The organism is Xanthomonas sp. MLO165 (assembly GCF_018831305.1).
Lineage (GTDB): Bacteria > Pseudomonadota > Gammaproteobacteria > Xanthomonadales > Xanthomonadaceae > Xanthomonas > Xanthomonas arboricola.
The window spans coordinates 555,126-579,334 of sequence record NZ_CP029263.1 but is presented as its reverse complement, the minus strand read 5'-3'; the positions used below and the strand labels follow the sequence as shown (position 1 = coordinate 579,334).

20 protein-coding genes are annotated in these 24,209 nt (G+C 67.6%); 10 read left to right on the top strand and 10 right to left on the bottom strand.

The features are described from left to right. Window positions 1–24: 24 nt before the first annotated feature. A complete protein-coding gene (locus tag DGN21_RS02525) occupies window positions 25–1,170 on the top strand; it encodes a DUF3426 domain-containing protein (protein ID WP_184551365.1) in 1,146 nt (381 codons plus the stop codon). 116 nt (window positions 1,171–1,286) lie between these two features. Then, complete coding sequence (gene fis / locus DGN21_RS02520; RefSeq protein ID WP_002804983.1) at window positions 1,287–1,559, top strand: DNA-binding transcriptional regulator Fis; 273 nt, start codon at window positions 1,287–1,289, stop codon at window positions 1,557–1,559. A 323-nt stretch (window positions 1,560–1,882) separates the two neighbouring features. Here the strand turns inward: fis and DGN21_RS02515 are convergent, their stop codons facing one another. From DGN21_RS02515 to DGN21_RS02505, 3 genes are all read right to left on the bottom strand, one after another. Beyond that, window positions 1,883–6,181: an Ice nucleation protein gene (locus tag DGN21_RS02515; protein WP_215825114.1), complete on the bottom strand. Its 4,299-nt coding sequence runs from the start codon at window positions 6,179–6,181 to the stop codon at window positions 1,883–1,885. A gap of 144 nt (window positions 6,182–6,325) precedes the next feature. Next, complete coding sequence (locus DGN21_RS02510; RefSeq protein WP_215825113.1) at window positions 6,326–6,640, bottom strand: hypothetical protein; 315 nt, start codon at window positions 6,638–6,640, stop codon at window positions 6,326–6,328. Then, the gene (locus DGN21_RS02505; RefSeq protein ID WP_215825112.1) at window positions 6,637–6,888 is read right to left on the bottom strand and encodes a hypothetical protein; all 252 of its coding nucleotides are present in this window, start codon (window positions 6,886–6,888) and stop codon (window positions 6,637–6,639) included. The genes DGN21_RS02510 and DGN21_RS02505 overlap by 4 nt, the downstream gene beginning before the upstream one ends. A 74-nt stretch (window positions 6,889–6,962) precedes the next feature. Between DGN21_RS02505 and purH the strand changes: the two genes are divergently transcribed. The 3 genes from purH to yccS all read left to right on the top strand — a co-directional run bounded on the left by purH (window position 6,963) and on the right by yccS (window position 12,292). Continuing rightward, a complete protein-coding gene (purH, locus tag DGN21_RS02500) occupies window positions 6,963–8,546 on the top strand; it encodes a bifunctional phosphoribosylaminoimidazolecarboxamide formyltransferase/IMP cyclohydrolase (RefSeq protein ID WP_215825111.1) in 1,584 nt (527 codons plus the stop codon). A 120-nt stretch (window positions 8,547–8,666) separates the two neighbouring features. Further along, the gene (gene purD, locus DGN21_RS02495) at window positions 8,667–9,962 is read left to right on the top strand and encodes a phosphoribosylamine--glycine ligase (RefSeq protein WP_215825110.1); all 1,296 of its coding nucleotides are present in this window, start codon (window positions 8,667–8,669) and stop codon (window positions 9,960–9,962) included. Window positions 9,963–10,078: 116 nt separating this feature from the next. Continuing rightward, the gene (gene yccS, locus DGN21_RS02490) at window positions 10,079–12,292 is read left to right on the top strand and encodes a YccS family putative transporter (RefSeq protein WP_039811554.1); all 2,214 of its coding nucleotides are present in this window, start codon (window positions 10,079–10,081) and stop codon (window positions 12,290–12,292) included. Window positions 12,293–12,436: 144 nt separating this feature from the next. On the opposite strand, the gene DGN21_RS02485 is transcribed toward yccS, so the two are convergent. Beyond that, window positions 12,437–13,627, bottom strand: coding sequence for an MFS transporter (locus DGN21_RS02485; protein ID WP_215825109.1), 1,191 nt, complete (start codon window positions 13,625–13,627; stop codon window positions 12,437–12,439). 97 nt (window positions 13,628–13,724) lie between these two features. Here DGN21_RS02485 and DGN21_RS02480 point away from each other — a divergent pair, with 97 nt between their 5' ends. The 4 genes from DGN21_RS02480 to DGN21_RS02465 all read left to right on the top strand — a co-directional run bounded on the left by DGN21_RS02480 (window position 13,725) and on the right by DGN21_RS02465 (window position 17,614). Continuing rightward, window positions 13,725–14,627, top strand: coding sequence for a LysR family transcriptional regulator (locus DGN21_RS02480; protein ID WP_215825108.1), 903 nt, complete (start codon window positions 13,725–13,727; stop codon window positions 14,625–14,627). A 67-nt stretch (window positions 14,628–14,694) separates the two neighbouring features. Further along, on the top strand, window positions 14,695–16,617 hold the full coding sequence (locus tag DGN21_RS02475) for an MFS transporter (RefSeq protein WP_215825107.1): 1,923 nt from the start codon (window positions 14,695–14,697) through the stop codon (window positions 16,615–16,617). Between the two features lie 242 nt (window positions 16,618–16,859). Continuing rightward, the gene (locus tag DGN21_RS02470; RefSeq protein ID WP_016902410.1) at window positions 16,860–17,204 is read left to right on the top strand and encodes a CD225/dispanin family protein; all 345 of its coding nucleotides are present in this window, start codon (window positions 16,860–16,862) and stop codon (window positions 17,202–17,204) included. Then, the gene (locus DGN21_RS02465; RefSeq protein WP_104576671.1) at window positions 17,204–17,614 is read left to right on the top strand and encodes a DUF2752 domain-containing protein; all 411 of its coding nucleotides are present in this window, start codon (window positions 17,204–17,206) and stop codon (window positions 17,612–17,614) included. The genes DGN21_RS02470 and DGN21_RS02465 overlap by 1 nt, the downstream gene beginning before the upstream one ends. A 41-nt stretch (window positions 17,615–17,655) precedes the next feature. On the opposite strand, the gene DGN21_RS02460 is transcribed toward DGN21_RS02465, so the two are convergent. The 6 genes from DGN21_RS02460 to DGN21_RS02435 all read right to left on the bottom strand — a co-directional run bounded on the left by DGN21_RS02460 (window position 17,656) and on the right by DGN21_RS02435 (window position 23,402). Continuing rightward, on the bottom strand, window positions 17,656–18,549 hold the full coding sequence (locus DGN21_RS02460; RefSeq protein WP_184551359.1) for a hypothetical protein: 894 nt from the start codon (window positions 18,547–18,549) through the stop codon (window positions 17,656–17,658). A gap of 79 nt (window positions 18,550–18,628) precedes the next feature. Next, window positions 18,629–19,519, bottom strand: coding sequence for an NAD(+) diphosphatase (gene nudC, locus DGN21_RS02455; protein WP_039531650.1), 891 nt, complete (start codon window positions 19,517–19,519; stop codon window positions 18,629–18,631). 314 nt (window positions 19,520–19,833) lie between these two features. Then, the gene (locus DGN21_RS02450) at window positions 19,834–21,096 is read right to left on the bottom strand and encodes a lipase family protein (RefSeq protein WP_024938185.1); all 1,263 of its coding nucleotides are present in this window, start codon (window positions 21,094–21,096) and stop codon (window positions 19,834–19,836) included. Between the two features lie 646 nt (window positions 21,097–21,742). Continuing rightward, on the bottom strand, window positions 21,743–22,129 hold the full coding sequence (gene erpA / locus DGN21_RS02445) for an iron-sulfur cluster insertion protein ErpA (protein WP_184457368.1): 387 nt from the start codon (window positions 22,127–22,129) through the stop codon (window positions 21,743–21,745). An 82-nt stretch (window positions 22,130–22,211) separates the two neighbouring features. Then, window positions 22,212–22,661, bottom strand: a complete 450-nt coding sequence (locus DGN21_RS02440) for a polymer-forming cytoskeletal protein (RefSeq protein WP_039513525.1) — start codon at window positions 22,659–22,661, stop codon at window positions 22,212–22,214. A 3-nt stretch (window positions 22,662–22,664) separates the two neighbouring features. After that, entirely contained in the window at window positions 22,665–23,402 is a 738-nt protein-coding gene (locus DGN21_RS02435; protein ID WP_102255545.1) for a DUF6776 family protein, read from the bottom strand. Between the two features lie 144 nt (window positions 23,403–23,546). Between DGN21_RS02435 and DGN21_RS02430 the strand changes: the two genes are divergently transcribed. Further along, window positions 23,547–24,173 carry a DUF4126 domain-containing protein gene (locus DGN21_RS02430; RefSeq protein ID WP_024938188.1) on the top strand — a complete coding sequence of 209 codons (627 nt, stop codon included), beginning with the start codon at window positions 23,547–23,549 and terminating at the stop codon, window positions 24,171–24,173. Window positions 24,174–24,209: the final 36 nt, after the last annotated feature.

Sequence of the window (24,209 nt, the reverse complement as noted above, 5' to 3'; positions counted from 1 at the left end):
GTTCTTCCCGCTGCACGCCTGCCGATGTCCGAGACCCCGCCACCGCGCCGCCCCCTGGCCACGTTCCTGCGTGCGACGCCGGCTGCCCCGTCGCTGATCCCGACCCCGGTGGTGCCTGCGGCCGAAGCGCCGCTGCACGCGCCGCCGGTGCCGGCCGGCGCACTGGTGTCGGCGCCGTCGGCGGAGCCGGTGGCCGCCCCGGCGGCGCCGCTCGTCCCGCCACCGTCTGCGCCACCGGCGGCCGCGCCGCGCAGCGATTCGGTTCCGGTGGACGTCGCGCTGCCACCCGGCGATGCCGGCCAGGCCGCGGCAGATGCCGCCGAGCCGGACCGGTTGGCGTGGACCACGGCGACCACGCGCCAGCTGCCCGACGATCCTGCCGAAGACACAGCGGCCGGTCCCGGCGACATCCCCAGCGCGCTCGCCGGCACTGCCCCTGCACAGCCGACCACCGCGCATCCGCGCGGCGTGGCAGCAGGCGGCATGGCAGGCACAGACCGGCAGCGTGAGCACGGCAACGCGTCTGCTCCCGCCTCCGACCTGGCCGCCCCGCCGGCACCCGGCACCGCTCCGGACACGGACGCCGAGCCAGGCGGCAACGACGCGGGCGCTGCCGACGCAGCAGCGCCCGCCCAGTTCCAGCCGCTGCCGGCCCAGGCCGCGCCTGCATTCGCACGCCGCGGGCTGAGCCGGCCACGGCTGCGCGCCAGCGGCCGCCAATGGGCGTTGCTGGTCGGGCTGGTCGGCCTGCTGGCCTTGCAGATCGTCATCGCCGACCGTGCGCAGCTGGCCGCCGATGCACGCTGGCGCCCGCTGGTCAGCGCCGCCTGCACGGTGGCGCGCTGCACCCTGCCGGCCTGGCGCGAGCCGGCCGCACTGACCTTGCTCAATCGCGAGGTGCGCCCGCTGCCCGGGGTGCCGGGCGTGCTGCAGATCCAGGCCAGCTTCCGCAACGAGGCACGCTGGGCGCAGGCCTGGCCGTGGCTGCAGCTGTCGCTGTCCGACGCCGACGGGCGGGTGATCGGCACGCGCGTGCTGGCGCCGCAGGAGTATCTGGGCCAGCCGCCGGCCGCGCAGGACACGCTCGCGCCGGGCCAGGCGGTGCAGGTTGCGTTTCGCGTGCGCGAACCGGCCGCGAGCACGGCGGCCTTCAGTTTCGACTTCCGCTGAGCGGACCCGACCTGCGCCCACCGCCACACGGGCGTGGCGAGCGGGGAGGTCACGCGCTAGACTCACTCCCCCTCGCCGGCCACGCGTCCCGGCTTCGTGACACTGGGAAACCTCCTTTGAACGCAGCCCCCTCTCGTCCTGACACCAGTCGTGGCGCCCCGAAGTCGCCGCTGCGCGAACACGTGGCCCAGTCCGTCCGCCGTTACCTGCGCGACCTGGACGGCAGCGACGCCGACGACGTGTACGAAATCGTGCTGCGCGAGATGGAGATCCCGTTGTTCGTGGAAGTGCTCAACCACTGCGAAGGCAACCAGAGCCGCGCGGCGGCGATGCTGGGCATTCACCGTGCCACGCTGCGCAAGAAGCTGAAAGAGTACGGGCTGACGTAGGACGGGAATCGGGAATCGGGATTGGGGATTCGTTAGAGCGTTGGGGTGTGCTGCGGGCTGGTAATGCGCTGCGCTGGCACGCTTGGTGATGACGCGGCCGATGGACGATCTCGTTGCGTGTTGTGGAATGCGCAGCATGTTGATGTCGGGGCGGGCTGCCCAAAGTGTTCGCTCTTGATCCCACGCGTCGGCGCAATACTTCTGTCGCGCCCAGCGTGCCCTGCTCTCGCGCGCTCTTCATCTGATCGGGCCAACCGCCGGGGATCCGGCGGTTGGCTGCAGTGCTGGATCGGCGATGCCGATTGCCTGGGCGAGTTGCCTGCTCAGTTCGGCAATTGCGTCACCGCTGCTTGATCCGCTGCCGGGGCCGGGCCGCTGCCATGGTCCGGCACGATGGTGGCGAGCGTGTCGAACGGATCGTCGAACTTCTCCACCACGTTCTTGTCGTCGTCGATCTGATAGGCGGTGTCGGCCTCGACGCCCTCTTCCCCGGTCTTGGCGATGATGTTGGTGTAGCGCTTGCCGTCCCAGCAGCGGAAGATCAGCACCGAGTCTTCGCCACCGGTCAGGGTGGAGCCCAGGCTGCCGATCAATCTGCTGTTGGCGCCCGCCGTCAGGATGCTGTTCTTTCCGGCGGTCAACTTGCTGCGGTCGCCCGCCATCAGCGTGCAGTCATCGCCGGCGGTGAGCCTGCTGCGGTCCCCGGCGGTGAGGAAGCTGTTGCTGCCGGCCAGCAACTTGCTGCGATCGCCAGCGATCTGGGTGCTGTCGGCGCCAGCGATCAGCTTGCTGCGGTCACCCGCGGTCTGCACGCTGCCCATGCCGGCGATCAGCGTGCTGCGCGAACCGGCCGTCTGCGAACTCAGCTTGCCGGCAATCAGCATGCTGCGGTGACCGGCAATCTGGGTACTTTCGTGTCCTGCGATCAGCGAGCTGCCATAGCTGGCGATCTGGTTGCTGCCATAGCTGGCGATCTGGTTGCTGCCGTAGCCGGCGGTCAGATAGCTGCGCACGCCACTGGTCAAGCTGCTGCCATAGCCGGCAATCAGCGAACTGTCCTGCCCGGCGATTTCGGTGCTGCCGTAGCCTGCGGTCAACGAGCTGTTGTCCTGCGCGGTCAGGGTGCTGCCATAGCCGGCAGTCAGCGTGCTGTCGCCACCGGCGGTCTGGCTGCTGCCGTAACCGGCGATCAGGATGCTGGAAAACCCGGCGATTTCGGTACTGCCGTAGCCGGCGGTGAGCGAGCTGTTTTCCAGCGCGGTCAGCGTGCTGCCGTAACCGGCCGTCAGGGTGCTTTCGTAACCGGCGGTCTGCGTGCTGCCATAGCCGGAAATCAGGGTACTTTCGTAGCCGGCGGTGGAATTGCTGCCGTAACCGGCAGTCAGGATGCTGCCATGGCCGGCGGTTTGCGTACTGCCGTAACCGGTGGTGAGCCAGCTGATTTCCTGCGCGGTCTGGGTGCTGCCGTATCCGGCGGTCAGCGTGCTTTCGTAACCGGCCGTCTGCGTGCTGCCATAGCCGGCAATCAACGAGCTTTGGAAGCTGGCGGTGGAGGTACTGCCATAACCGGTGATCAGCCAGCTGCTGCTCTGCGCGGTCTGGGTGCTGCCGTAACCGGCGGTCTGGGTACTGCCATACCCTGCGATCAGCGAGCTGTCCGGGCCGGCCATGGAGGAACTGCCGTAGCCGGCGATCAGCGAGCTGCTTTCCTGCGCGGTCTGGGTACTGCCATAGCCGGTGGTGAGAATGCTCTTGTAGCCGGCCGTCTGCGTACTGCCGTAGCCGGCAATCAGCGTACTGTCATGCCCTGCTGTCGAGGTGCTGCCGTAACCGGTGGTGAGCGTGCTGCGTTCCTGCGCGGTTTGCGTGCTGCCGTAGCCGGCGGTGAGGATGCTCTTGAAGCCGGCCGTCTGGGTGCTGCCGTAGCCGGCGATCAACGAGCTGTCCGAGCCCGCGGTGGAAGAACTGCCATAGCCGGCAGTGAGCATGCTGCCCTCTTGCGCGGTCTGGGTGCTGCCATAGCCGGTGGTCAGGATGCTCTTGAAGCCGGCCGTCTGCGTGCTGCCGTAGCCGGCGATCAATGAACTGTCCGAACCGGCGGTGGAGGTGCTGCCGTAGCCGGCGGTCAGATCGCTGCCTTTGCGCGCGGTCTGCGTGCTGCCGTATCCCGCCGTCAGGGAACTGTCGCCACCGGAGGTTTGCGTACTGCCATAACCGGCAATCAGCGTGCTGTCGGCACCAGCCGTCGACGTGCTGCCGTAACCGGTGGTGAGGTCGCTGCCCTTGCGCGCGGTCTGCGTGCTGCCATAGCCGGCGGTGAGCGAACTGTCACCGCCAGAGGTTTGCGTGCTGCCATACCCTGCAATCAAGGTGCTGTCGGCGCCAGCGGTGGAGGTACTGCCGTAGCCGGTGGTCAGGTCGCTACCGCTGCGCGCGGTCTGCGTACTGCCGTAGCCAGCGGTGAGTGAGCTGTCACCGCCAGAGGTTTGCGTGCTGCCGTACCCTGCAATCAAGGTGCTGTCGCCACCGGCCGTGGACGTACTGCCGTAGCCGGTGGTCAGGTCGCTGCCCTTGCGCGCCGTTTGCGTGCTGCCGTAGCCCGCAGTGAGCGAACTGTCACCGCCGGAGGTCTGGGTGCTGCCGTAACCGGCGATCAGCGTGCTATCGGCGCCAGCGGTGGAGGTACTACCGTAGCCGGTGGTCAGGTCGCTGCCGCTGCGCGCCGTTTGCGTGCTGCCGTAACCGGCGGTGAGCGAGCTATCACCACCGGAAGTCTGCGTGCTGCCATAGCCCGCGACCAGCGTGCTGTCGGCGCCGGCGGTGGAGGTACTGCCGTAACCGGTGGTCAGGTCGCTGCCGCTGCGCGCGGTCTGCGTACTGCCATAGCCAGCGGTGAGTGAGCTGTCACCGCCAGAGGTTTGCGTGCTGCCGTACCCTGCAATCAAGGTGCTGTCGCCACCGGCCGTCGAGGTGCTGCCATAGCCGGCGGTCAGGTCGCTGCCTTTGCGCGCGGTCTGCGTACTGCCGTAGCCGGCAGTGAGTGAGCTTTCGCCGCCAGAGGTCTGCGTACTGCCATAGCCGGCGATCAGCGTGCTGTCTGCACCGGCGGTTGCGGTGCTGCCGTAGCCGGCGGTCAGATCGCTGCCTTTGCGCGCGGTCTGCGTGCTGCCGTAGCCGGCAGTGAGCGAGCTGTCGCCACCGGAGGTCTGGGTACTGCCATAACCGGCGATCAGCGTGCTGTCCGCACCGGCGGTTGCGGTGCTGCCGTAGCCGGCGGTCAGATCGCTGCCTTTGCGCGCGGTCTGCGTGCTGCCATAGCCGGCCGTGAGCGAGCTGTCGCCGCCGGAGGTCTGGGTACTGCCATAACCGGCGATCAGCGTGCTGTCCGCACCGGCGGTGGAGGTACTGCCGTAACCGGCGGTGAGGTCGCTGCCGGTGCGGGCGGTTTGCGTGCTGCCGTAGCCTGCAGTCAGCGAGCTGTCGTTACCCGAGGTCTGCGTGCTGCCATAACCGGCAATCAGGGAGCTGTCGGCACCTGCGGTGCCGGTGCTGCCGTAGCCGGCAGTGAGGTCACTGCCGTCCTGCGCGGTCTGCGTGCTGCCATAGCCGGCGGTCAGCGAGCTTTCTCCGCCCGAAGTCTGGGTGCTGCCATAGCCGGCAATCAACGAGCTGTCGGTGCCTGCGGTGCTGGTGCTGCCGTAGCCTGCGGTGAGGTCGCTGCCGTTCTGTGCGGTCTGGGTGCTGCCGTAACCGGCAGTCAACGAGCTGTCGCCGCCGGAAGTTTGCGTGCTGCCATAGCCGGCGATCAGCGAGCTGTCTGCACCCGCGGTTTCCGTGCTGCCGTAACCTGCGGTCAGATCGCTGCCATGGCGCGCGGTCTGGGTGCTGCCATAGCCGGCCGTCAGTGTGCTGCCCCCGCCTGCGGTCTGGGAACTGCCGTAGCCGGCGACGATGGTGCTGTCGGATCCGGCCACGCCGGTGCTGCCATAGCCGGCGATCAACTCGCTGCCGTTACCTGCGGTTTCGGTACTTCCATAGCCTGCGATCAGCTGGCTCTGATCGGCGCCGGTGAGCGTGCTGCCGTAGGTGGCGATTTCGCGTGTGCGCAGGATCGCAGCTGTAGCCTGTGCGGTTTGTGGATCGATGCCGTGGGTCGCAACCGGCATTGGCGCGGTGGAATGCGCAGCGCTTTCGACGAGCGGTGCGGTGAATTGCGCCTGCGCTGCCTTGGGAATGAAATCCGCGGCAATGACCGGCGTTGCCGGCGGCTCCGGCTGGGGCGGCGCGTGCTGCGCAATGCCCGCGGCAATGCACTGCATGGCACCGGCACGGCTGCCGGCGTAGACCACCTCGGCCCGGGGAAACTTGATCATGCCCTCCTCGCCCAGCCAGATGATGTCGGCGGTATCGACCATGCAGACCACCCAGTGCGCATCGGCATGCATGTTCAGATGCGCATTGGTTCCCTGTCCCCATAACAGGCCGGTCAGGCCGTTTTCCTGCTTGATGCTGGGTTGCCAATGCCGGCATTCGACACTGCCCGACTGCGGCCAGATCAGCCCGCAGTGATCGGACATGTTGTTGGTGCAGGTGCGTAATGCCAGGACTTTTTCGCGATTCATAAGGGTGATCTCATAGGAATGTTCCGAGCAGCTGCGCAAACCGGCATGCATGCCCTGGCCGACGAACGGGTGCGGAGCGTCCTGCCGTGAGGGCGAGACGGATCGGCCCATTGGCAAGGGCAGTACCGGCACTGCGACGGTTGGTCATCGACGAACGCCACAAGGCGCACGCGCGCTGCGGTGTCTTGCTTGAATCGCAGGGTCATGGACGGCCGTGACGGCAAGACGCAGCGGGGAGTGATGGCAAGGCTGGCTCCTGCGCGACAGCCGTTGCAGCAAGTAGCGACGGGACGCCTCGCCGAAAGCGTCGTTGCTGGTGAACCGGTTGAGTGAATCGATCAGCGAGCATAGATCGTCGGTCAGCCCGGCGCTGGCAACTGTCGCCGTAGCAGAAGACAGGTGCGCATTACCAAAGAACAGGCATGCATTCCACGCCCGAAGACAGGTCTTTTTGATCAATCTGCGACCGGCTCCGGATTGTGTTCGTCAGTGCACGACCGGAACCAAGAAGAGTTTTGCGCAATCATCGAATCCCGTCGCGGTGGCACACGTTCATGCCCGGCCACAGCGGATGCCGCGGCGGCCACCAGCAACGCCACCGCTGCTGCGAACGCCCGGTCGGCGCTGATGCCGCCGCGCGACAGCGCGCCCGCCATAGACTGCAGCAGCGCCTGGCAACGCCTTTTCGGCGCATGGATCGACGCCATTGCGGGCGCTTGGGTCCATTCAAGCGCCGGCGCGGCCTACAATATGGGCTGCTCCGCTTTGATATCCCCCACCGATGGCCTCTGATCTCCTGCCCGTGCGCCGGGCCCTGCTCTCCGTTTCCGACAAGACCGGCCTGATCGATCTGGCCCGCGCGCTGGCAGCGCGCAACGTCGCGCTGCTGTCCACCGGCGGCACCGCCAAGGCGATCCGCGAGGCGGGCCTGCCGGTCACCGACGTCGCCGAGCTGACCGGTTTCCCGGAGATGATGGACGGCCGCGTCAAGACCCTGCACCCGCTGGTGCACGGCGGCCTGCTCGGCCGCGCCGGCATCGACGAAGCGGTGATGGCCGAACACGGCATCGTGCCGATCGACCTGCTGGTGCTGAACCTGTATCCGTTCGAATCGGTGACCGCCAAGGCCGACTGCACGCTGGCCGATGCGGTGGAAAACATCGATATCGGCGGCCCGGCGATGCTGCGCAGCGCGGCGAAGAACTTCGCCCGCGTGGCGGTGGCCACCGACCCGGCGCAGTACGCCGAGCTGCTGGCCGAACTCGACGCCAACGACGGCCAGCTGTCGGCGGCCAGGCGCTTTGCGCTGTCGGTGGCCGCGTTCAACCGCGTGGCGCAGTACGACGCGGCGATCAGCAACTATCTGTCGGCGGTGGCCGACAGCACCGAAAACGTGCCCACGCGCAGCCCGTTCCCGGCACAGATCAATTCCAACTTCGTCAAGGTGATGGACCTGCGCTACGGCGAGAACCCGCACCAGGCTGGCGCGTTCTACCGCGACCTGTATCCGGTGCCGGGCACGCTGGCCACCTTCCAGCAATTGCAGGGCAAGGAACTGAGCTACAACAACCTGGCCGATGCCGACGCGGCGTGGGAATGCGTGCGCCAGTTCGATGCGCCGGCCTGCGTGATCGTCAAGCACGCCAACCCCTGCGGTGTGGCGGTGGGCGTAGGCTGCGGCGATGCCTACGAGCTGGCCTACGCCACCGACCCGACCAGCGCCTTCGGCGGCATCCTGGCCTTCAACAAGACCCTGGATGCGGCGACTGCGAAAGCGATTCTGGATCGCCAGTTCGTCGAAGTGCTGATCGCGCCGGACTATGAGCCGGGCGCGCTCGACTACGCGACCAAGAAAGCCAACGTGCGCGTGCTCAAGATCCCGCACGGCAACGGCCTCAACAACTACGACACCAAGCGGATCGGCTCGGGCCTGCTGATGCAGTCGTCCGACAACCGCGGCATGTCGCTGGGTGAACTGAGCGTGGTCACCCAGCGCGCGCCCAGCGAGGCCGAACTGGGCGACCTGCTGTTCGCCTGGCGCGTGGCCAAGTACGTCAAATCCAACGCGATTGTCTACGCCAAGGACCACCGCACCATCGGTGTGGGCGCCGGGCAGATGAGCCGCGTGGTCAGCGCCAAGATCGCCGCGCTCAAGGCCGAGGAAGCCAAGCTCACGGTGGCCGGCTCGGTGATGGCGTCGGATGCGTTCTTCCCGTTCCGCGACGGCATCGATGCCGCCGCTGCGGCCGGCATCAAGGCGGTGATCCAGCCCGGCGGCTCGATGCGCGATGGCGAAGTGATCGCCGCCGCCGACGAACACGGCATCGCGATGGTGTTCACCGGTGTGCGGCATTTCAGGCACTGACGTGCCGGGATTCGGGAGTGGGGATTCGGGAGTGGCAACGTCGCTCTGGTCTCTCCTGTTTCCGGTCTCTGCCTTGCTTCAACCAATCCCCAATCACGACTCCCCAATCTCGGCACTCAAATGAAAATCCTCGTCATCGGCTCCGGCGGCCGTGAACATGCCCTGGCCTGGAAGATCGCGCAGTCTGCGCAGGTGAGCGAGGTGCTGGTGGCACCCGGCAATGCCGGCACCGCGACCGAAGCCAAATGCCGCAACGTGGCGATCAAGGTCGACGACCTGGATGGCCTGCTGGCGCTGGCGCAGCGCGAAGCCGTGGCGCTCACGGTGGTCGGCCCGGAAGTGCCGCTGGTGCTGGGCGTGGTCGACCGTTTCCACGCGCTGGGCCTGCGCATCTTCGGGCCAACCGCCAAGGCCGCGCAGCTGGAGGGCAGCAAGGCCTTCGCCAAGGATTTTCTCGCGCGTCATGGCATCCCCACCGCGTATTACGCGGTGCACACCGAGGTGGACGCCGCGCTGGCCTACGTGCGTGAGAAAGGCGCACCGATCGTGGTCAAGGCCGACGGCCTGGCCGCCGGCAAGGGCGTGATCGTGGCGATGACGCTGAGCGAGGCCGAAGACGCGGTCCGCGACATGCTCTCGGGCAACGCGTTCGGCGATGCCGGCGCGCGCGTGGTGATCGAGGAATTCCTCGATGGCGAAGAAGCCAGCTTCATCTCGATGGTCGACGGCACCCACGCCTTGCCGATGGCCACCAGCCAGGACCACAAGCGTGTCGGCGATGGCGACACCGGCCCCAATACCGGCGGCATGGGCGCGTACTCGCCTGCCCCGGTGGTCACGCCCGAGGTGCACGCGCGGGTGATGCGCGAGGTGGTCGAGCCGACCGTGCAAGGCATGATCGCCGACGGCGTGCCGTTCACCGGCTTCCTGTACGCCGGGCTGATGATCGATGCGCATGGCGCGCCCAAGGTGATCGAGTTCAACGTGCGCTTCGGCGACCCGGAAACCCAGCCGGTGATGCTGCGCCTGCAGTCGGACCTGGTGGACCTGCTGGACGCCGCCATCGACGGCAAGCTCGACACCGCGCAGGCGCAGTGGGACCCGCGCCCATCGCTGGGCGTGGTCATTGCCGCCAAGCCGTATCCCGAAGCCCCGATCACCGGCGAGGTCATCAGCGGCCTGGACGCGGTGCCGGCCACCGCCAAGGTCTTCCATGCCGGCACCGCATTGAATGCAAACGGTGAGGTGGTCAGTGCCGGTGGCCGCGTGCTGTGCGTGGCCGCGCTGGGCGATAGCGTGCTGGAAGCGCAGCGCAATGCCTATGCCGGTCTGCAGCCGATCCACTGGGCCAGCGCCTTCCAGCGCAGCGACATCGGCTGGCGTGCGATCGCCCGCGAGCAGGGCGCACAGGCCTGAGCGTGTTGCCCCCGGCACTTGCGACAACGCGGCTACTGACAAAGAACTAGCCGCCCTCCACCCCGATGGCGTGTGCCTGCGGCAATAATGCCCGGGCACCTTGCCTTGCAGAGACTGTGGCCACCACTTCCTTCGAAACCCGCCTGAGCCGCCTGTGGGCCCATGAAAAGGCCAGCTATGGCCTGCGTGTGTTCATCGCGCTGGCGGTGGCAATGGGCGTGTGCTGGCACTGGCAGCAGCTCACCGCGGTGCCGGCGCTGTTCCTGGGCGCGATCGCCAGCGCCATCGCCGAGACCGATGACAACTGGCTGGGCCGCATCAAGTCGGTGCTGCTGTCGCTGCTGTGTTTCGCCGCCGCCGCCGCGTCGGTGGTGCTGCTGTTTCCGTATCCGCTGGCGTTCGTGACCGGCATGGCGGTGGCGACCTTCTCGCTGACCCTGCTCGGCGCGCTGGGCGAGCGCTACGCCTCGATCGCGCAGGCCACCGTGGCCTTGTCGATCTACGCCATGATCGGCATGGACCAGCACGGCAGCCACGATCCGTCGATCGCCTGGCATGGCGCGATGCTGCTGCTGATCGGCGCCACCTGGTACGGCGTGCTGTCGATCCTGTGGACCCTGCTGTTCGCCAATCGCCCGGTGCGCGAGCGGCTGTCGCGGCTGTTCTTCGAGCTGGGCCGTTATCTCAAGCTCAAGGCCGACCTGTTCGAACCGGTGCGGCAGAGCGACCTGCACGCACGCCGGCTCGCGCTCGCCGAACAGAACGCCAAGGTGGTCGGCGCGCTCAACGCCGCCAAGACCGCGATCATGAGCCGCTTCGGCCGCTCGGGGCGGCCGGGCGTGCAATCGGGCCTGTATTTCCGCCTGTACTACATGGCGCAGGAATTCCACGAGCGCGCCAGCTCCTCGCACTATCCCTACGAAGCGCTGACCGACGCGTTCTTCCACAGCGACGTGCTGTACCGCTGCCAGCGCCTGCTCGCGCTGCAGGGCAAGGCCTGCGCCGCGTTGGGCGAGGCGATCCGCCTGCGCCATCCGTTCGATTACGGCGACAACAGCCGCCTGGCCACCGAAGACCTGCGGCAATCGCTGGACTACCTGCACGCGCGTGCCGACCCCGCACTGGCGCGCCTGCTCGGCGCGCTGGAATTGCTGGTGACCAACCTGCAAAGCATCGAGCGCAAGCTGTCGGAAGCGGCGCAATCCGATTCCACCAGCGACAACCTCGACACCCGCCTGCGCGACTCCTCGCCGCACACCCTGCGCGAAATGGCCGCGCGTCTGATGCAGCAACTCACGCCCGGCTCGGTGCTGTTCCGCCACGGCCTGCGCATGGCCATCGCGCTGGTGGTCGGCTACGCCATCATGCAGTCCATCCATGCCGACAACGGCTACTGGATCCTGCTCACCACCGCTTTCGTGTGCCGGCCCAATTACGGCGCCACCCGCCTGCGGCTGGTACAGCGCATCGCCGGCACCCTGATCGGCCTGGTCGCTACCTGGGCGCTGATGCAGCTGTTCCCCGGCACCGAAGTGCAGCTGCTGCTGGCGCTGGCCGCCGCGCTGATCTTCTTCATCACCCGCACCGATCGCTACATGCTGGCCACCGCCGGCATCACCGTGATGGCGCTGTTCTGCTTCAACCTGCTTGGCGATGGTTTCGTGCTGATCTGGCCACGCCTGATCGACACGCTGATCGGTTGCGCGATCGCCGCGGCCGCCTCGTTCCTGATCCTGCCGGACTGGCAGGGCCGCCGCCTCAATCAGGTGATGGCCACGGTGCTGGCCAGCTGCGCGCGTTATCTGGCCCAGGTGCTGGAGCAATACGCCAGCGGCATGCGCGACGACCTGCCCTACCGCATCGCGCGCCGCGACATGCACAACGCCGATGCCGCGTTGTCGGTGGCGCTGTCCAACATGCTGCGCGAACCGGGCCGCTATCGGCGCAACCTGGATGCCGGTTTCCGCTTCCTGGCGCTGTCCAACACCTTGCTCGGCTATCTGTCTGCGCTCGGCGCGCACCGCGCCGCGCTCGATGGCGAACACGATCCTGCCATCGCGCAGGCCGGCGACTACCTGCAGCGCGCGCTGGGCGAAATCGCCACCGCCTTGCGCGAACGCCAGCCGCTGCCGGCGCACGACGAAAGCCAGGAAATCGCCACCGCCGAAGCGCTGGAGCAGCATGCCGTGCAACTGCCGCCCAAGCAGCGCCTGGTGCGCGACCAGCTGGCACTGACCCTGCGGCTGCTGCCCAAACTGCGTGCCGCTGCCGTGGCGGTCACCACCGCGCCGGCAGAGGGCGCACCGCGCCTGGCAACCAGCAAGGCCTAGTGCGTCGTCGGCGGTGCGCGTGCACGGTGCGCATGCACGCCGCGCAGCCACTGCCGCATCGATGTGGGCGGCGATGCCGACGCACCGCGATGCGCGCGCAGGCCACTTGATCCGGTGGCCGCGGCGCCGTTCCGGCAGCCGCACCTACTTCCAGTGCTTGCGCGCCACGCTCAGTCCCACCCAGCCCAGTGCCGCCACCGCCAGCACCGCCCCACCGATCACCACACCGTTCCAGCCGGCCTGCGCATATGCCGCCGTGCCCAGCGTGGAACCCACCGCACCGCCGATGAAGTAGCAGGTGATGTAGGCCGAGGTGATGCGATTGCGCGCGTTCGGATTACGCTGGTAGATCACGCTCTGGTTGGCGATGTGCACGCCTTGCACCGCGATATCCAGCAGCAGCACGCCGACGATCAACAGCGCGATCGACTGCGGCGCGAACGCCAGCAATCCCCACGACAGCAGCAGCATCACCAGCCCGCCCCAGCTGACGCGGTCGCCATGGCCGTGATCGGACCAGTGACCGGAACGGTTGGCCGCCAGCGCGCCGGCCGCACCGATCAGGCCGAACAGCCCGATCACCGCCGTGCCATAGCCATACGCAGGCCCGGACAACAGGAACGCCAGCGTGGTCCAGAACATGCTGAAGCCGGCAAAGATCAGCCCGCCCAGCACCGCACGCGAGCGCAGCACCGCATCGTCGCGCAGCAGCGTCAGCACCGAACCCACCAGCTGCGGATACGACAGCTGCGCATTGCCCGGGTGCCGCGGCAGTCCGCGCCACAGCAGCAAGGCGGTGACCAGCAACAGGCCCGAGGCGATCCAGTACACCGTATGCCAGCCGCCAACGCCGGCCAGCACCCCGGCCGCGGTGCGCGCCAGCAGGATGCCCAGCAACAGGCCGCTCATCACCGTGCCGATCACCCGCCCGCGCTCGTGCGGGGCGGCCAGGGTCGCGGCAAACGGCACCAGGATCTGCGCCGCCACCGAGCTGGCACCGGTGACGATCGTGCCGGCCAGCAACATGCCGAAGCTATGCGAGGCGGCGCTCACCAGCAGCCCCAGCGCACTGAGCACGAACAGGCCGACGATCAGCCCGCGCCGCTCCAGCCGGTCGCCCAGCGGCACCAGCAACAGCAGCCCCGCCGCGTAGGCCAGCTGCGCGGCGGTCACCACCGCCCCGGCACTGCGCACCTGGATCCCGAACGCCTGCGCCAGCGTCTCCAGCAAGGGCTGGGCGTAGTAGTTGCTTGCCACCGCCAGCCCGGTGGCGGCGGCCATCAGCAGCACCAGTCGGCGCGGCAATGACGGGTGGGCAATCGGTTCGACGGTCATGGCAGGTGCCTGCTGTAGGAATGGGCGCAGTGTGGGCAGCGATGCGGCATCTTTCCAATGTATTGTTTTCACCGTGTCCATCGCGTTTGGAGATCGCATGCTGACCCTGCGCCAGCTGGAGTTTGCCGTGGCCGTGGCCGAGGAAGGCGGCTTTACCGCCGCCGCACGCCGGTGCAACACCGTGCAATCGGCGCTCAGCCACCAGGTCGCCAAGATCGAGGAATCCCTCGGTGCGCGCCTGTTCGAGCGCGGCACCCGTCAGGTGCGGCCCACCGCAGCCGGCGAGGTGTTTCTGCACAACGCCCGCGCCACCTTGCGCGCGGCCGAACGCCTGCACGAGGAAATGGCCCAGGCCCTGGGCACGGTGCGCGGCCGGCTCACGCTGGGGCAGATCTCCTCGCTCACCACCGTGCAGCTGCCGACGCTGCTGCGCGCCTTTCGCAGCGCGCATGCGCGGGTAGACGTGCACCTGCGCACCGCCATGAGCGAGGCCCTGCTGCACGACCTGGGCGAAGGCCGGCTGGATGTGGCCCTGGTCGGCGTCGGCCCGCAGGTCGCGGTGCCGGAACAGCGGCTGCTGCTGCACGAGGAAGCCCTGGCCTTGATCGTGGCGCCCAGCCATCGCTTCGCCACGCGCAAGCGGGTGGCGCTGGCCGAGCTGGACGACGAACCGATGGCCGGGCTGATCGCCGGCGCCGGCGTGCGCGGCATCGTCGATGCGGCCTTCGCGCAGGCCGGCCTGCGGCAGCGCCAGCAGTACGAGGTCACCCATGCCGATCTGATGCGCGAACTGGTCGCCACCGACCTGGGCGTGGGCATCGTGCCGCAGACCATGGCCACGGCCATGCGCGGGGTGGTGACGGTTGCGCTGAAGGAGCGCTTCGGCTTTCTGACCTATGCGGTGTGGCGGCCCGATCCCACCCCGGCCGCACGGGCCTTCATGGCGCTGCTGCGCGCCCAGGCCGCGCGACGTGCGTCATCGGCACGCGCGCCGCGCTGAGCGCATCGGCATGCACCAGCGCGCCGTGGAAGCCTGCTAGGCTGCGCGCGTTCGCAAAGGAAACTGCATGTCCGGTCACAGTCAGTTCGCCCTGCTCAGGCAGCGCCGCTTCTTGCCGTTCTTCGCCGTGCAGGCGTTGGGCGCGTTCAACGACAACGTCTATCGGCAGGCCATCATCGGCCTGTTGTTCTACCTGGGCATCGATGCGGCGCAGCGCACGCTGTACACCAATCTGGCGCCGGCACTGTTCATCCTGCCGTACTTCCTGTTCTCCGCGCTGGCCGGGCAGATCGCCGAGAAGCTGGAGAAGCAGAAACTCATCGTGATCACCACCACGATGGAGATTGCGATCATGTCGCTGGCGGCGGTGGGGTTTGTCACCGAGAACATGGTGATCCTGCTGGTCGCGCTGTTCTGCACCGGTCTGCAGTCCACGCTGTTCGGGCCGGTGAAATATTCGATCCTGCCCTCGGTGCTGAAACCGGAGGAACTCACCGGCGGCAACGGCCTGGTCGAGATGGGCACCTCGATCTCGATCCTGTGCGGCATGATCTTCGGCGGGCTGATCTTCCAGATCGCCGGCAGCCACGGGCCGATTGCCGCAGCTACCGCGGTGATCGCGATTGCCGTCACCGGCAACCTGGTCGCGCGGCTGGTGCCCAAGGTCGATGCCGGCGCGCCCGAGCTGAAGATCAACTGGAACCCCATCCCCGAATCGCGCGCCATCATGCGCCTGACCCGGCGTACGCCGGCGGTGCGCAACGCCGTGCTCGGGGTGTCGTGGTTCTGGTTCGTCGGCACCGTGCTGACCGCGCAGTTGCCCACCTACGCGCAGGTCAATCTTGGCGGCCAGCAGGATCTGTACGTGTTCGCGCTGGCGCTGTTTTCGATCGGCACCGGTGTCGGCTCGCTGCTGTGCGAGCGGCTGTCCGGACGCACCGTGGAAATCGGCCTGGTGCCGCTGGGCGCGTTCGGCATCAGCGCATTTTTGCTGGACCTGTACTTCGCGCGTCCCGGTGCTGCACCGGCCACCGATCTGTCGATCGGCCAGTTCGTGCAGCAGGCCGGCAGCGTGCGCCTGATTGTGGACCTGGTCGGCATCGGCCTGTTCACCGGTCTGTTCGTGGTGCCGTTGTTTGCGCTGATCCAGAGCCGCACGCCCAAGGCCGAACTCTCGCGCGTGATCGCCGGGCTCAACATCCAGAATTCGTTGTTCATCGTCACCGCCGCCATCATCGGCATTGCGCTGCAGCTGCCGCAGCTGGTGCTGTTCGGCGTGCGCATCCCGCTGCCGGGCCTGAGCATTCCGCAGGTGTTCCTGGCCCTGGCGCTGGCCAATACGCTGGTGGCGCTGTGGATCTTCACCCTGGTGCCCGAGTTCCTGATGCGCTTTCTCAGCTGGGTGCTGGTGAGCGTGCTGTACCGGCTGCGCACGCGCGACATCGACCGCCATGTGCCCGACGAAGGCGCCGCGTTGCTGGTCTGCAACCACGTCAGCTACATGGACGCGCTGATCCTGTCGGCGGTGATTCCGCGCCCGGTGCGCTTTGTCATGTACTACAAGATCTTCCGCATCCCGGTGATGCGCTGGATCTTCCGCACCGCCAAGGCGATCCCGATCGCCGGTGCACGCGAAGACCCCGCGCTGATGCAGCAGGCTTTCGACCGTATCGATGCGGCGCTGGCCGACGGCGAGCTGGTGTGCATCTTCCCCGAAGGCGCATTGACCCGGGATGGCGAGATTGCACCGTTCAAGTCGGGCGTGGAGAAGATCCTGCAACGCCGCCCGGTGCCGGTGATTCCGATGGCACTGCGTGGCATGTGGTCGAGCATGTGGAGCCGCCGCGACACCCGCCTGGGCCGCATGCGCGTGCCGCGCCGGATCCGCGCGCATATCGAAGTGGCCGCCGGCCTAGCGGTTCCCGGCGACGCGGCGACCGCCGCGCTGCTCGAACAGCAGGTCCGTGCACTGCGCCAGGATCAACCGTGACTGCGGCCAGCGCGGGCTTTGCGTCCGCCGCGTGCCGCGAGTAGCCTGTGCGCCATTGCACGCATTGCCGCCGCGCTCGCCTAGCGGGCGCGACAAGAAGGACCGGGGGGAAGTCGTCGTACGCCACATCACCGTGTCAGACGCGTTCGCCGTGATCGGTGGACGCTGCCTGCGCGGCCCATCGCTGCCTTCCCCACGCGCTGCAACATCTCGCTGTTGTTTACCACCCAAGGAGCTTCACCATGAGTGCCATCCCACCGCCGATCCATCCCTCGCCCAGCGCCGCACCGGGCCCGATTCCCAATCACCTGATCTGGGCGATCGTCTCCACCGTACTCGGCTTCTGCCTGTGCTGCCCGGCCCTGATCACCGGCATCGTGGCGATCGTGTTCTCCAGCAAGGTCAACGGCCTGCTCAACCAGGGCGACATCGACGGCGCACGGCGTGCCTCCAACACCGCCAAGACCTGGTGCATCGTGACCAGCGTGCTGGCCGTCATCGGCCTGCTGATCAACATCGGCATGGTCGCCACCGGCGGCATGCAGGGCTACATGGACTACATGCAGCAGTTGCAGCACATGCAGTAATGGAACTGCGTCCACGCCACTGGCTTGGACTCGGGGCGGCCACCAGCGTGGCCGCTTTCGGTGTGTCGTTGCTGTATCGCTTCGATCCGAACGCGAGCAACAGCCCGTTCCCGCCCTGCGTGTTCCGTGCCGTGACCGGCTGCTACTGCCCCGGTTGCGGCATGACCCGCGCGCTGTATGCGCTGGTGCACTTCGATCTCCCCGGCGCCTTCGCCATGAACCCGGCCGCCGTGCTCGGCCTGTTCACCCTGCCCGGCCTGATTGCCTGGAAAGCCGGCTGGCGCTCGCGCTGGTTCGCACCGGTGGTGGCAGTGATGTCCGAGCCGAAGTTCTGGTTATGGGCGTTGCCGACGTATTGGGTTGCCAGGAATTTGCCTTGGTACCCGTTTACCTTGCTGGCACCGGGTTAGCAGGTCGCGAACAGCCGCGCGATCGAAATCAGGCTGCGCGCCTACCGCACCCAGCCGGCAATCACAAGCAACGCCAGCACCACCATCCACAGCAGCAGCACGCGCCAGACCAGGCTCATCGCATCGCGCACCTCCGGCAGCCGGCGCCAGACCGGCACCAGCCCCGAATCGGTGTAGTCGTGCGCCTCCTCGCGCAGCTCGGCGCTGACGCTGGCACGCGCCACCGCACCGAGAAAATGCGGCTCCAGCGACCAGCGGTTGCCATGCGCCTGCCGCCAGGCACGGAACACCGTGTCGAAATTGCCCACCAGCGCCATCGACACGGTGATCAACTGCGCCACCGGCCATTCCAGCGCGGCCAGCAGCCAGCGCGCGCCGGCCAGGTTGCGCGGCGGCAGCAGCACCGAGAGCGGGCTTTCCACCGCCAGCGCCGTCAGCCGATACAGCACCGCGCCGAACGGCCCCAGCAGCAAAAACCACCACAGCACCGCGAACCAGCGCCGCAATCCATTGACCACCACCGCTTCCACCAGCGACGGCGCATCCTCGTGCACGCTGCCGCCGGCGGCCTGCAGCTGCGCGATCGCATCGCGGCGCGCGCCCGGCGCGTCGGCATCGATCACCGCTTCCACATCGCGGTCCAGATCGCGCGGCCCCCAGGTCCAGGCCAGCACCGCCACGCCGAACAGCAAGGCCCAGAACCCGCGCCAGACATCGTCCAGCAGCCATTGCAGCAGCACGACCACCAGCAAGGCCGGCAACAGCGCCAGCACCACGCCATAGCGCCCCTGCCACGCACCGCGCCCGGCGGCATGGCTGTCCAGCCGGCGCAGCCACTGGCCGAACCATTCGAAACGCCGCAGCCGCGCTACCTGGGCAGGCGCCAGGTGGCCCAACGCAAGTGCGACGACGACAGCAACCAGGGTGGTGAACATGGGTGGGCCTCCTCAGCCGAGTCTAGCCGAGCCGATGCAGGCGCACCCGATCCGCCTGCGCTGCAGCGCCCGCCCCGGCTCAGCCATGCGCGCGATGCCAATGCTCGATCAGCGCCCGCGCGATGGAAATGCGGGGCGGCAGCCCGATCTGGCCTTCGCCGGCCAATGCCGCGGTGACCTCGGCATGGCTGACCCAGCGCGCGTCTTCCAGTTCACCGGTGACCTGCGGCACCTCGCTTGCCGCAGCGCGCGCGGTGAAGCCCAGCATCAGCGCACCCGGGAACGGCCACGGTTGCGCGCCCAGGTAGCGGCAGTCCTGCACCTGCACGCGGGTTTCCTCGAACACCTCGCGCGCCACGGTCTGCTCCAGCGACTCGCCGGGTTCGACAAAGCCGGCAATCACCGAATAACGCCCCGGCGCCCAGCTTGCCTGCCGCCCCAACAGCAAGCGCGCGCCATCGCTGACCGCCACGATGATCGCCGGGTCCACGCGTGGGTAATGCTCGGTCTGACATTGCGTGCAATGGGCGATGAAGCCGGCACGGCGGAACGCGATCGCCCCGCCGCAGACGCCGCAGAAGCGCGTGCGCGACTGCCAGTGCAGCATCGCGCGCGCATAGGCAAAAGCAGTGGATATGTCTGCCGGCCAGTCGGCGGCGGCCTGGCGCAGGTCGATGCGCTGCGGCGCTTCCACACCGAGCACATCGGATGGCAGGCAGAACCAACCGACGTCATCGCGCAGCCCAAGAAAGATCGCCCCGTCCGGCCCGTCGCCAAGCGCGGCACCGTCCATCAGCAGCGGCTGGCCATCCGCATCGGCCAGCGCAGTGCCCTTGGCATCGAGCAGCAGCACGCGGCCTTGCGGCCACAGACGCGCCAGCGCAGCGGGATCGTCACGCAACAGATCGCCACGATCCAGCGGCGCATGGGTGAAGGCAAAACCGGAGGTTGAAAAAGAAGACTCTGACATCGGCGCAAGCCTGCCGATAATCGGCATCGCCCGCAAGCAGCGCACCACAGATGCAGGCCCGCCCGGCGGCGCGCGTTCAGACGTCGACACCACCTGGCGCCCGCCGGGCGGTCATGAGCGCGTCACATTGCGCGCCACATCGCAGAGCAGGCTATGTGCGATCGACATGTGTTGCAGCCATCCGGGTCCGAATCCCGGCATCTTCAGCCTTGTCGCCGGTGACAGCGACAAGGCTCCATCGCAGGGTGAGGCGTGCAGCGCAGATGCCGGACGCGACGACCATCCAGCGCTGTCAGCGACACGCCCTCCCGGCCTCAGCGCTGCTTGTCCAGCAGCTGATGCCGCACGGCGACGATGCACGGTTCGTTGGTGGTCAGATGCACGAACGCCGAGTTGTCGTTGGGGTCGCCACTGCCGATATCGACCAATGCTGCCTGGGTGCTGCCGCGATGCTTGAAAGCGGCAATCGCGGTCACCGCATTCTTCAGCGGAATGGTGGCGTCGTTGGACGAACCGCATAGCAGCGTCGGCGTCTGCGGCGCCCAGTCCAGCAGGTCGTTGCGTGCCAGATCCTTGCGGAACGGATTGGCGGGATTATTGGCAAAATCGCGATAGAACCCGGGCTGGAAGTACGCCTTGAGCTGGTCGATCCCGGGCAGCGTATCGCCCAGGACCAGATCGGTCAGGCCCAGCTTGCCGGGGAACAGCGCCTCGACTCGGGCCGCCCACGGATCCTGAAACACCTGTCCGGCCGCCAGATAGATATTGCGATACGTGTGCTGCATCGCGACGATCGCGTAGCTGCCCAGGATGATGCCGAAGCTGCTTTCGCCAACCGCGTTGCTCCCGCTCCAGCTGTCCACGAAGGTCTGCTCCAGCGCGTAGGGCCCGGAGATCGGCGCGCTGGCAACCAGATGAAACTCGCTGGACAGATGCGCTTCGATTTCCCGCTGGGTTGCCAGTGCGGCATGGCCGCCTTGCGAATACCCCGACAGCATGACCTTGCCGGATAACGGCGTCTTCAAGCGCTGCAACACGCTGCGTGCCGCGCGCAGGGCATCGATCGTCGCACTGGCCTCGGTCGCGCTATGCAGGTAGGGATGGAAGCCATAGCTGGATTGACCGAGCCCCAGATAATCGCTGCTGACCACCACATAGCCCTGACTGGCCAGCCGTGTGACCAGCGGGTCGTCGCCCTTGGCGTCACGGATGTCCTTGGCCTGTTCCTCATTGCGGATCGTCGCTGTCGACCGCCCCCAGCCCAGCAACGGATACGGCCCGCTGCAACGCTCGCCGCCTGGAATCAGCACCACGCCCGACGCAGTGGCCGGCTCGCCATCGACACCGACGGTGGCATAGGTGAACTCGGCCACGCGCACGTTGCATCTGGGCTGTTCGGCCTGCGGCTCGGAGGTGAGCAACGCGGCAATCGCATCACGGGTGTAGCTGGTCAGGAAGTTGCTGCTGAGCAAGCTGCCGCGTGCGGGCGATGCCTGCGCGCTGGGTGCAAGCACTGCGCTGGCGATACCAAGCATGGCCAGCAGGCCCAGCGTCGAACGGGATCTGATCTGCAACATGGTGAGGCTTCTCTCGTGGATGACTGCAATGGGCAGGGGACTGGCGTGTCGAAGGATCGAGATCCGTTGCGCGATCAACGTCCGCGGGCTGGGCGGCGCGGTGACTGCGCCATGGGATGGAATCGGCGCGGTGCGCGGTACGCTCGGTCAGCGCAGTGGCGACCGCCCGCGCGCGTCACGCAACGCAAGACGCGATGCATGAATCAAAATCGGCATGTGCTGGCACCAGCGCTGGGCATGCGTGCAGTATCGCCATCGCCGCACGCGGCCCAGCTCGCGCGCACGAAGCTTGCGCGCGCATGGCGAACCCCGCAGCAGGCGAATGTTCACAGCGCGTTGGACATGTACATCGATAGCGCGTGGCGCTTCGCCAGTGCATCGGCGAGCATCTGCGCAGTGCATGGATCACATAGATCGGCGTTTGAAAATCCGCCCGGCTGCGGTGTCGTTGACCCGCAACACGCGTCGCACCAAAAGTCATACAGCGCGCGCAAGCGACGCACAGCGTGAGGCCGTATCGACACACTCACGCGACTGCCGTTATCACTGCACCATGTCAGACCTGAAAACGTCGCAGGCAGCAGGTTGCCCGCGACTCGACCGCAACATCACACACGAACAACCAGGCACCAGCAACCGCGTCGATTCAGACGCTGAAGCTGCTACCGCACCCACAGGTGGTCTTGGCGTTCGGATTGCGGATCACGAACTGCGCCCCGGTCAGGCTTTCGGTGTAGTCCACTTCGGCGCCCATCAGGTACTGCAGGCTCAGCGGGTCCACCAGCAGCGTCACCCCGTCGGTATCCACGGCCAGGTCGTCCTCGGCGCGGTTCTCGTCGAACTCGAAGCCGTACTGGAAGCCGGAACAGCCGCCACCCTGGATGTAGACACGCAACGCCAGCTCGGCGTTGCCTTCTTCCTGGATCAGCTCGCGCACCTTGCTGGCAGCGGCCACGGAAAAGTTCAGCGGCCGGTCGATGGACTGATAGTCCGGGGCCGGGGCGGCGGTGGGTAGCGAAACGAGCGTGCTCATGGCGTCAGCATGGGGGCCAGGCGGCCCCACTTCAAGCGCTGCTTGCCAAATCCGGCGCCCGCTTCAGCTGCAGGCCACACCCTCAGGCGTCGGCAGTCTCGGCCTGCAAGGCCTTGACCGGCTCGACGCGGCCGGCCTCCGGCGCCGGCAACGCGGCGGTCGCGCCGGCGGTGGCGGCATGGATCAGGCGGCCGGTGAGCTGCGCGCCGGCGCTCATCTCCACCACCTGGTAATGCACATTGCCCTGCACCCGCGCGTTGGCGGCCAGTTCGACCCGCTCGGCGGCATGCACGTCGCCGGTCAGCTGGCCATTGATGATCACCACCGGCGCGCGCACCTCGCCCTCGATGCTGCCCTGCTCGGCCACCGTCAAGGTGGCGCTGGCGCCGTCTTCGGCAATCACCTTGCCCAGAATGCGGCCTTCCACATACAGCCCGCCGCTGAACATCAGGTCGCCGCGGATGACCACCTGCGGCCCGATCAAGGTGTCGACCACGGTCTGCGCACCACGGTTGGATTTGTTTCCGAACATCAGCTACTCCCCCGCGCCATTCCCGGCGACTTTCCAGTCGAATGTCTGATTGACCGGCGCCCCATCGCCGCTCAGGGAGATTTTGACACGTTGCGGAGTGAAATCCTTCGGCAGGATCACGCTGCCGTCCAATTGCTGGAAATAGCGGAACGAGTACGGCTGCCCGGCCGCATCCGGCTTCTGGTGCAGCTCGTTCCAGCTCACCGTGACCAGCTTGCCGGCGCGCACGCCTTCCACCGCAAAGCGCAGCTGGCCCTGGCTGATCGCGCCGCGGTTGAGGTTCTGGGTCAGCACCACGCTGTAGTTCCAGGTGCCGCCGGCCTCGGCGGTGAATTGCACCGAGTGCGCGTTCAGCCCTTTGCGCTGCGCGGTGGAGCCCACCAGGCGCTCGTAGAACGCCACATCCGCGCGCAGTGCGGCGATCTGCTCGTCGCGCTCGGCCAGCGAGGCCTGCACCTCGGTATTGGCGGCGCGGCTGATCTTGTCGGACATCGCCAGGTTGACCTGGCGCTGCTGCAGCTGCGCGATCTGCCGACGCTGCTGGGCCTGGTTGCGCTGCGCCTGCTGCAGCGCCGCCTCGGCCTGGACCAGACGCGGCGCGGCAGTGCGGCTGGCCATCCACCACGCCCCGCCCAGCGACGCCAGCCACACCAGTGCGATCACCAGCCACAACCAGCGGCCGCGGGAACGGCCACCGCCGGAGTCACGTTGGACGATCTGAACGCGTGCGGCTGGTCGCATGGGCATCGGGTCCGGACGGGCCGGCGCAGTCATTGGGCGGCGTAGTGTGCCAGAGCGCCACTGACCGTCGTGCTGGCGCTGGACCGGCGGTTATCCGAAAGTTCTGCGATAGTTCTGCAATTGTTTGCAGGGATCGACGACGCCATGAGCGAAGCCCATCTGTTCGTGATCGGCATCCTGCTGGCCTGGCTGGCCGGCATCCGTGTCTATCTCACCGTGTTCGGTGTCGGCCTGGCCGGCCTGCTCGGCTGGATCGAGCTGCCGCCCGCCCTGCACCCGGCGCAATCGTGGTGGGTGCTAGGCACCTCCGGTGCACTGGCGGTGGCCGAATTCTTCGCCGACAAGATTCCCGGCGTGGATTCGGGCTGGGATCTGCTGCAGACCCTGGCACGCGTGCCGGCCGGCGCCTTCCTGGCCGCGGCCACGCTGTCGCCGGACGGTGACCTGAGCACCGGCGTGCTGGCCGCCGGCGCCGGCGTGGCGCTGACCAGCCATACCCTCAAGGCCGGCACCCGCGCCCTGCTCAACACCTCGCCGGAACCGGCCAGCAACTGGGTCGCCTCGCTGGCCGAAGACACCATCACCACCACCGCGCTGGCGCTGGCACTGGCGCACCCGTGGCTGGCACTCAGTGTTGCCGTGGGTTCCAGCGTGCTGGCCACGCTGGTGGTGTGGTGGGTGTGGCGCCTGCTGTGGCGGGGCATGCGCCGGCTGGTCGCGCCGATGCGTTCCACCACCACGCCGGCTGCACGTCGCTCCCCGCTATCGTGAAGTTCATCGCATAATCATCGCGACTGCAGGGAGTAT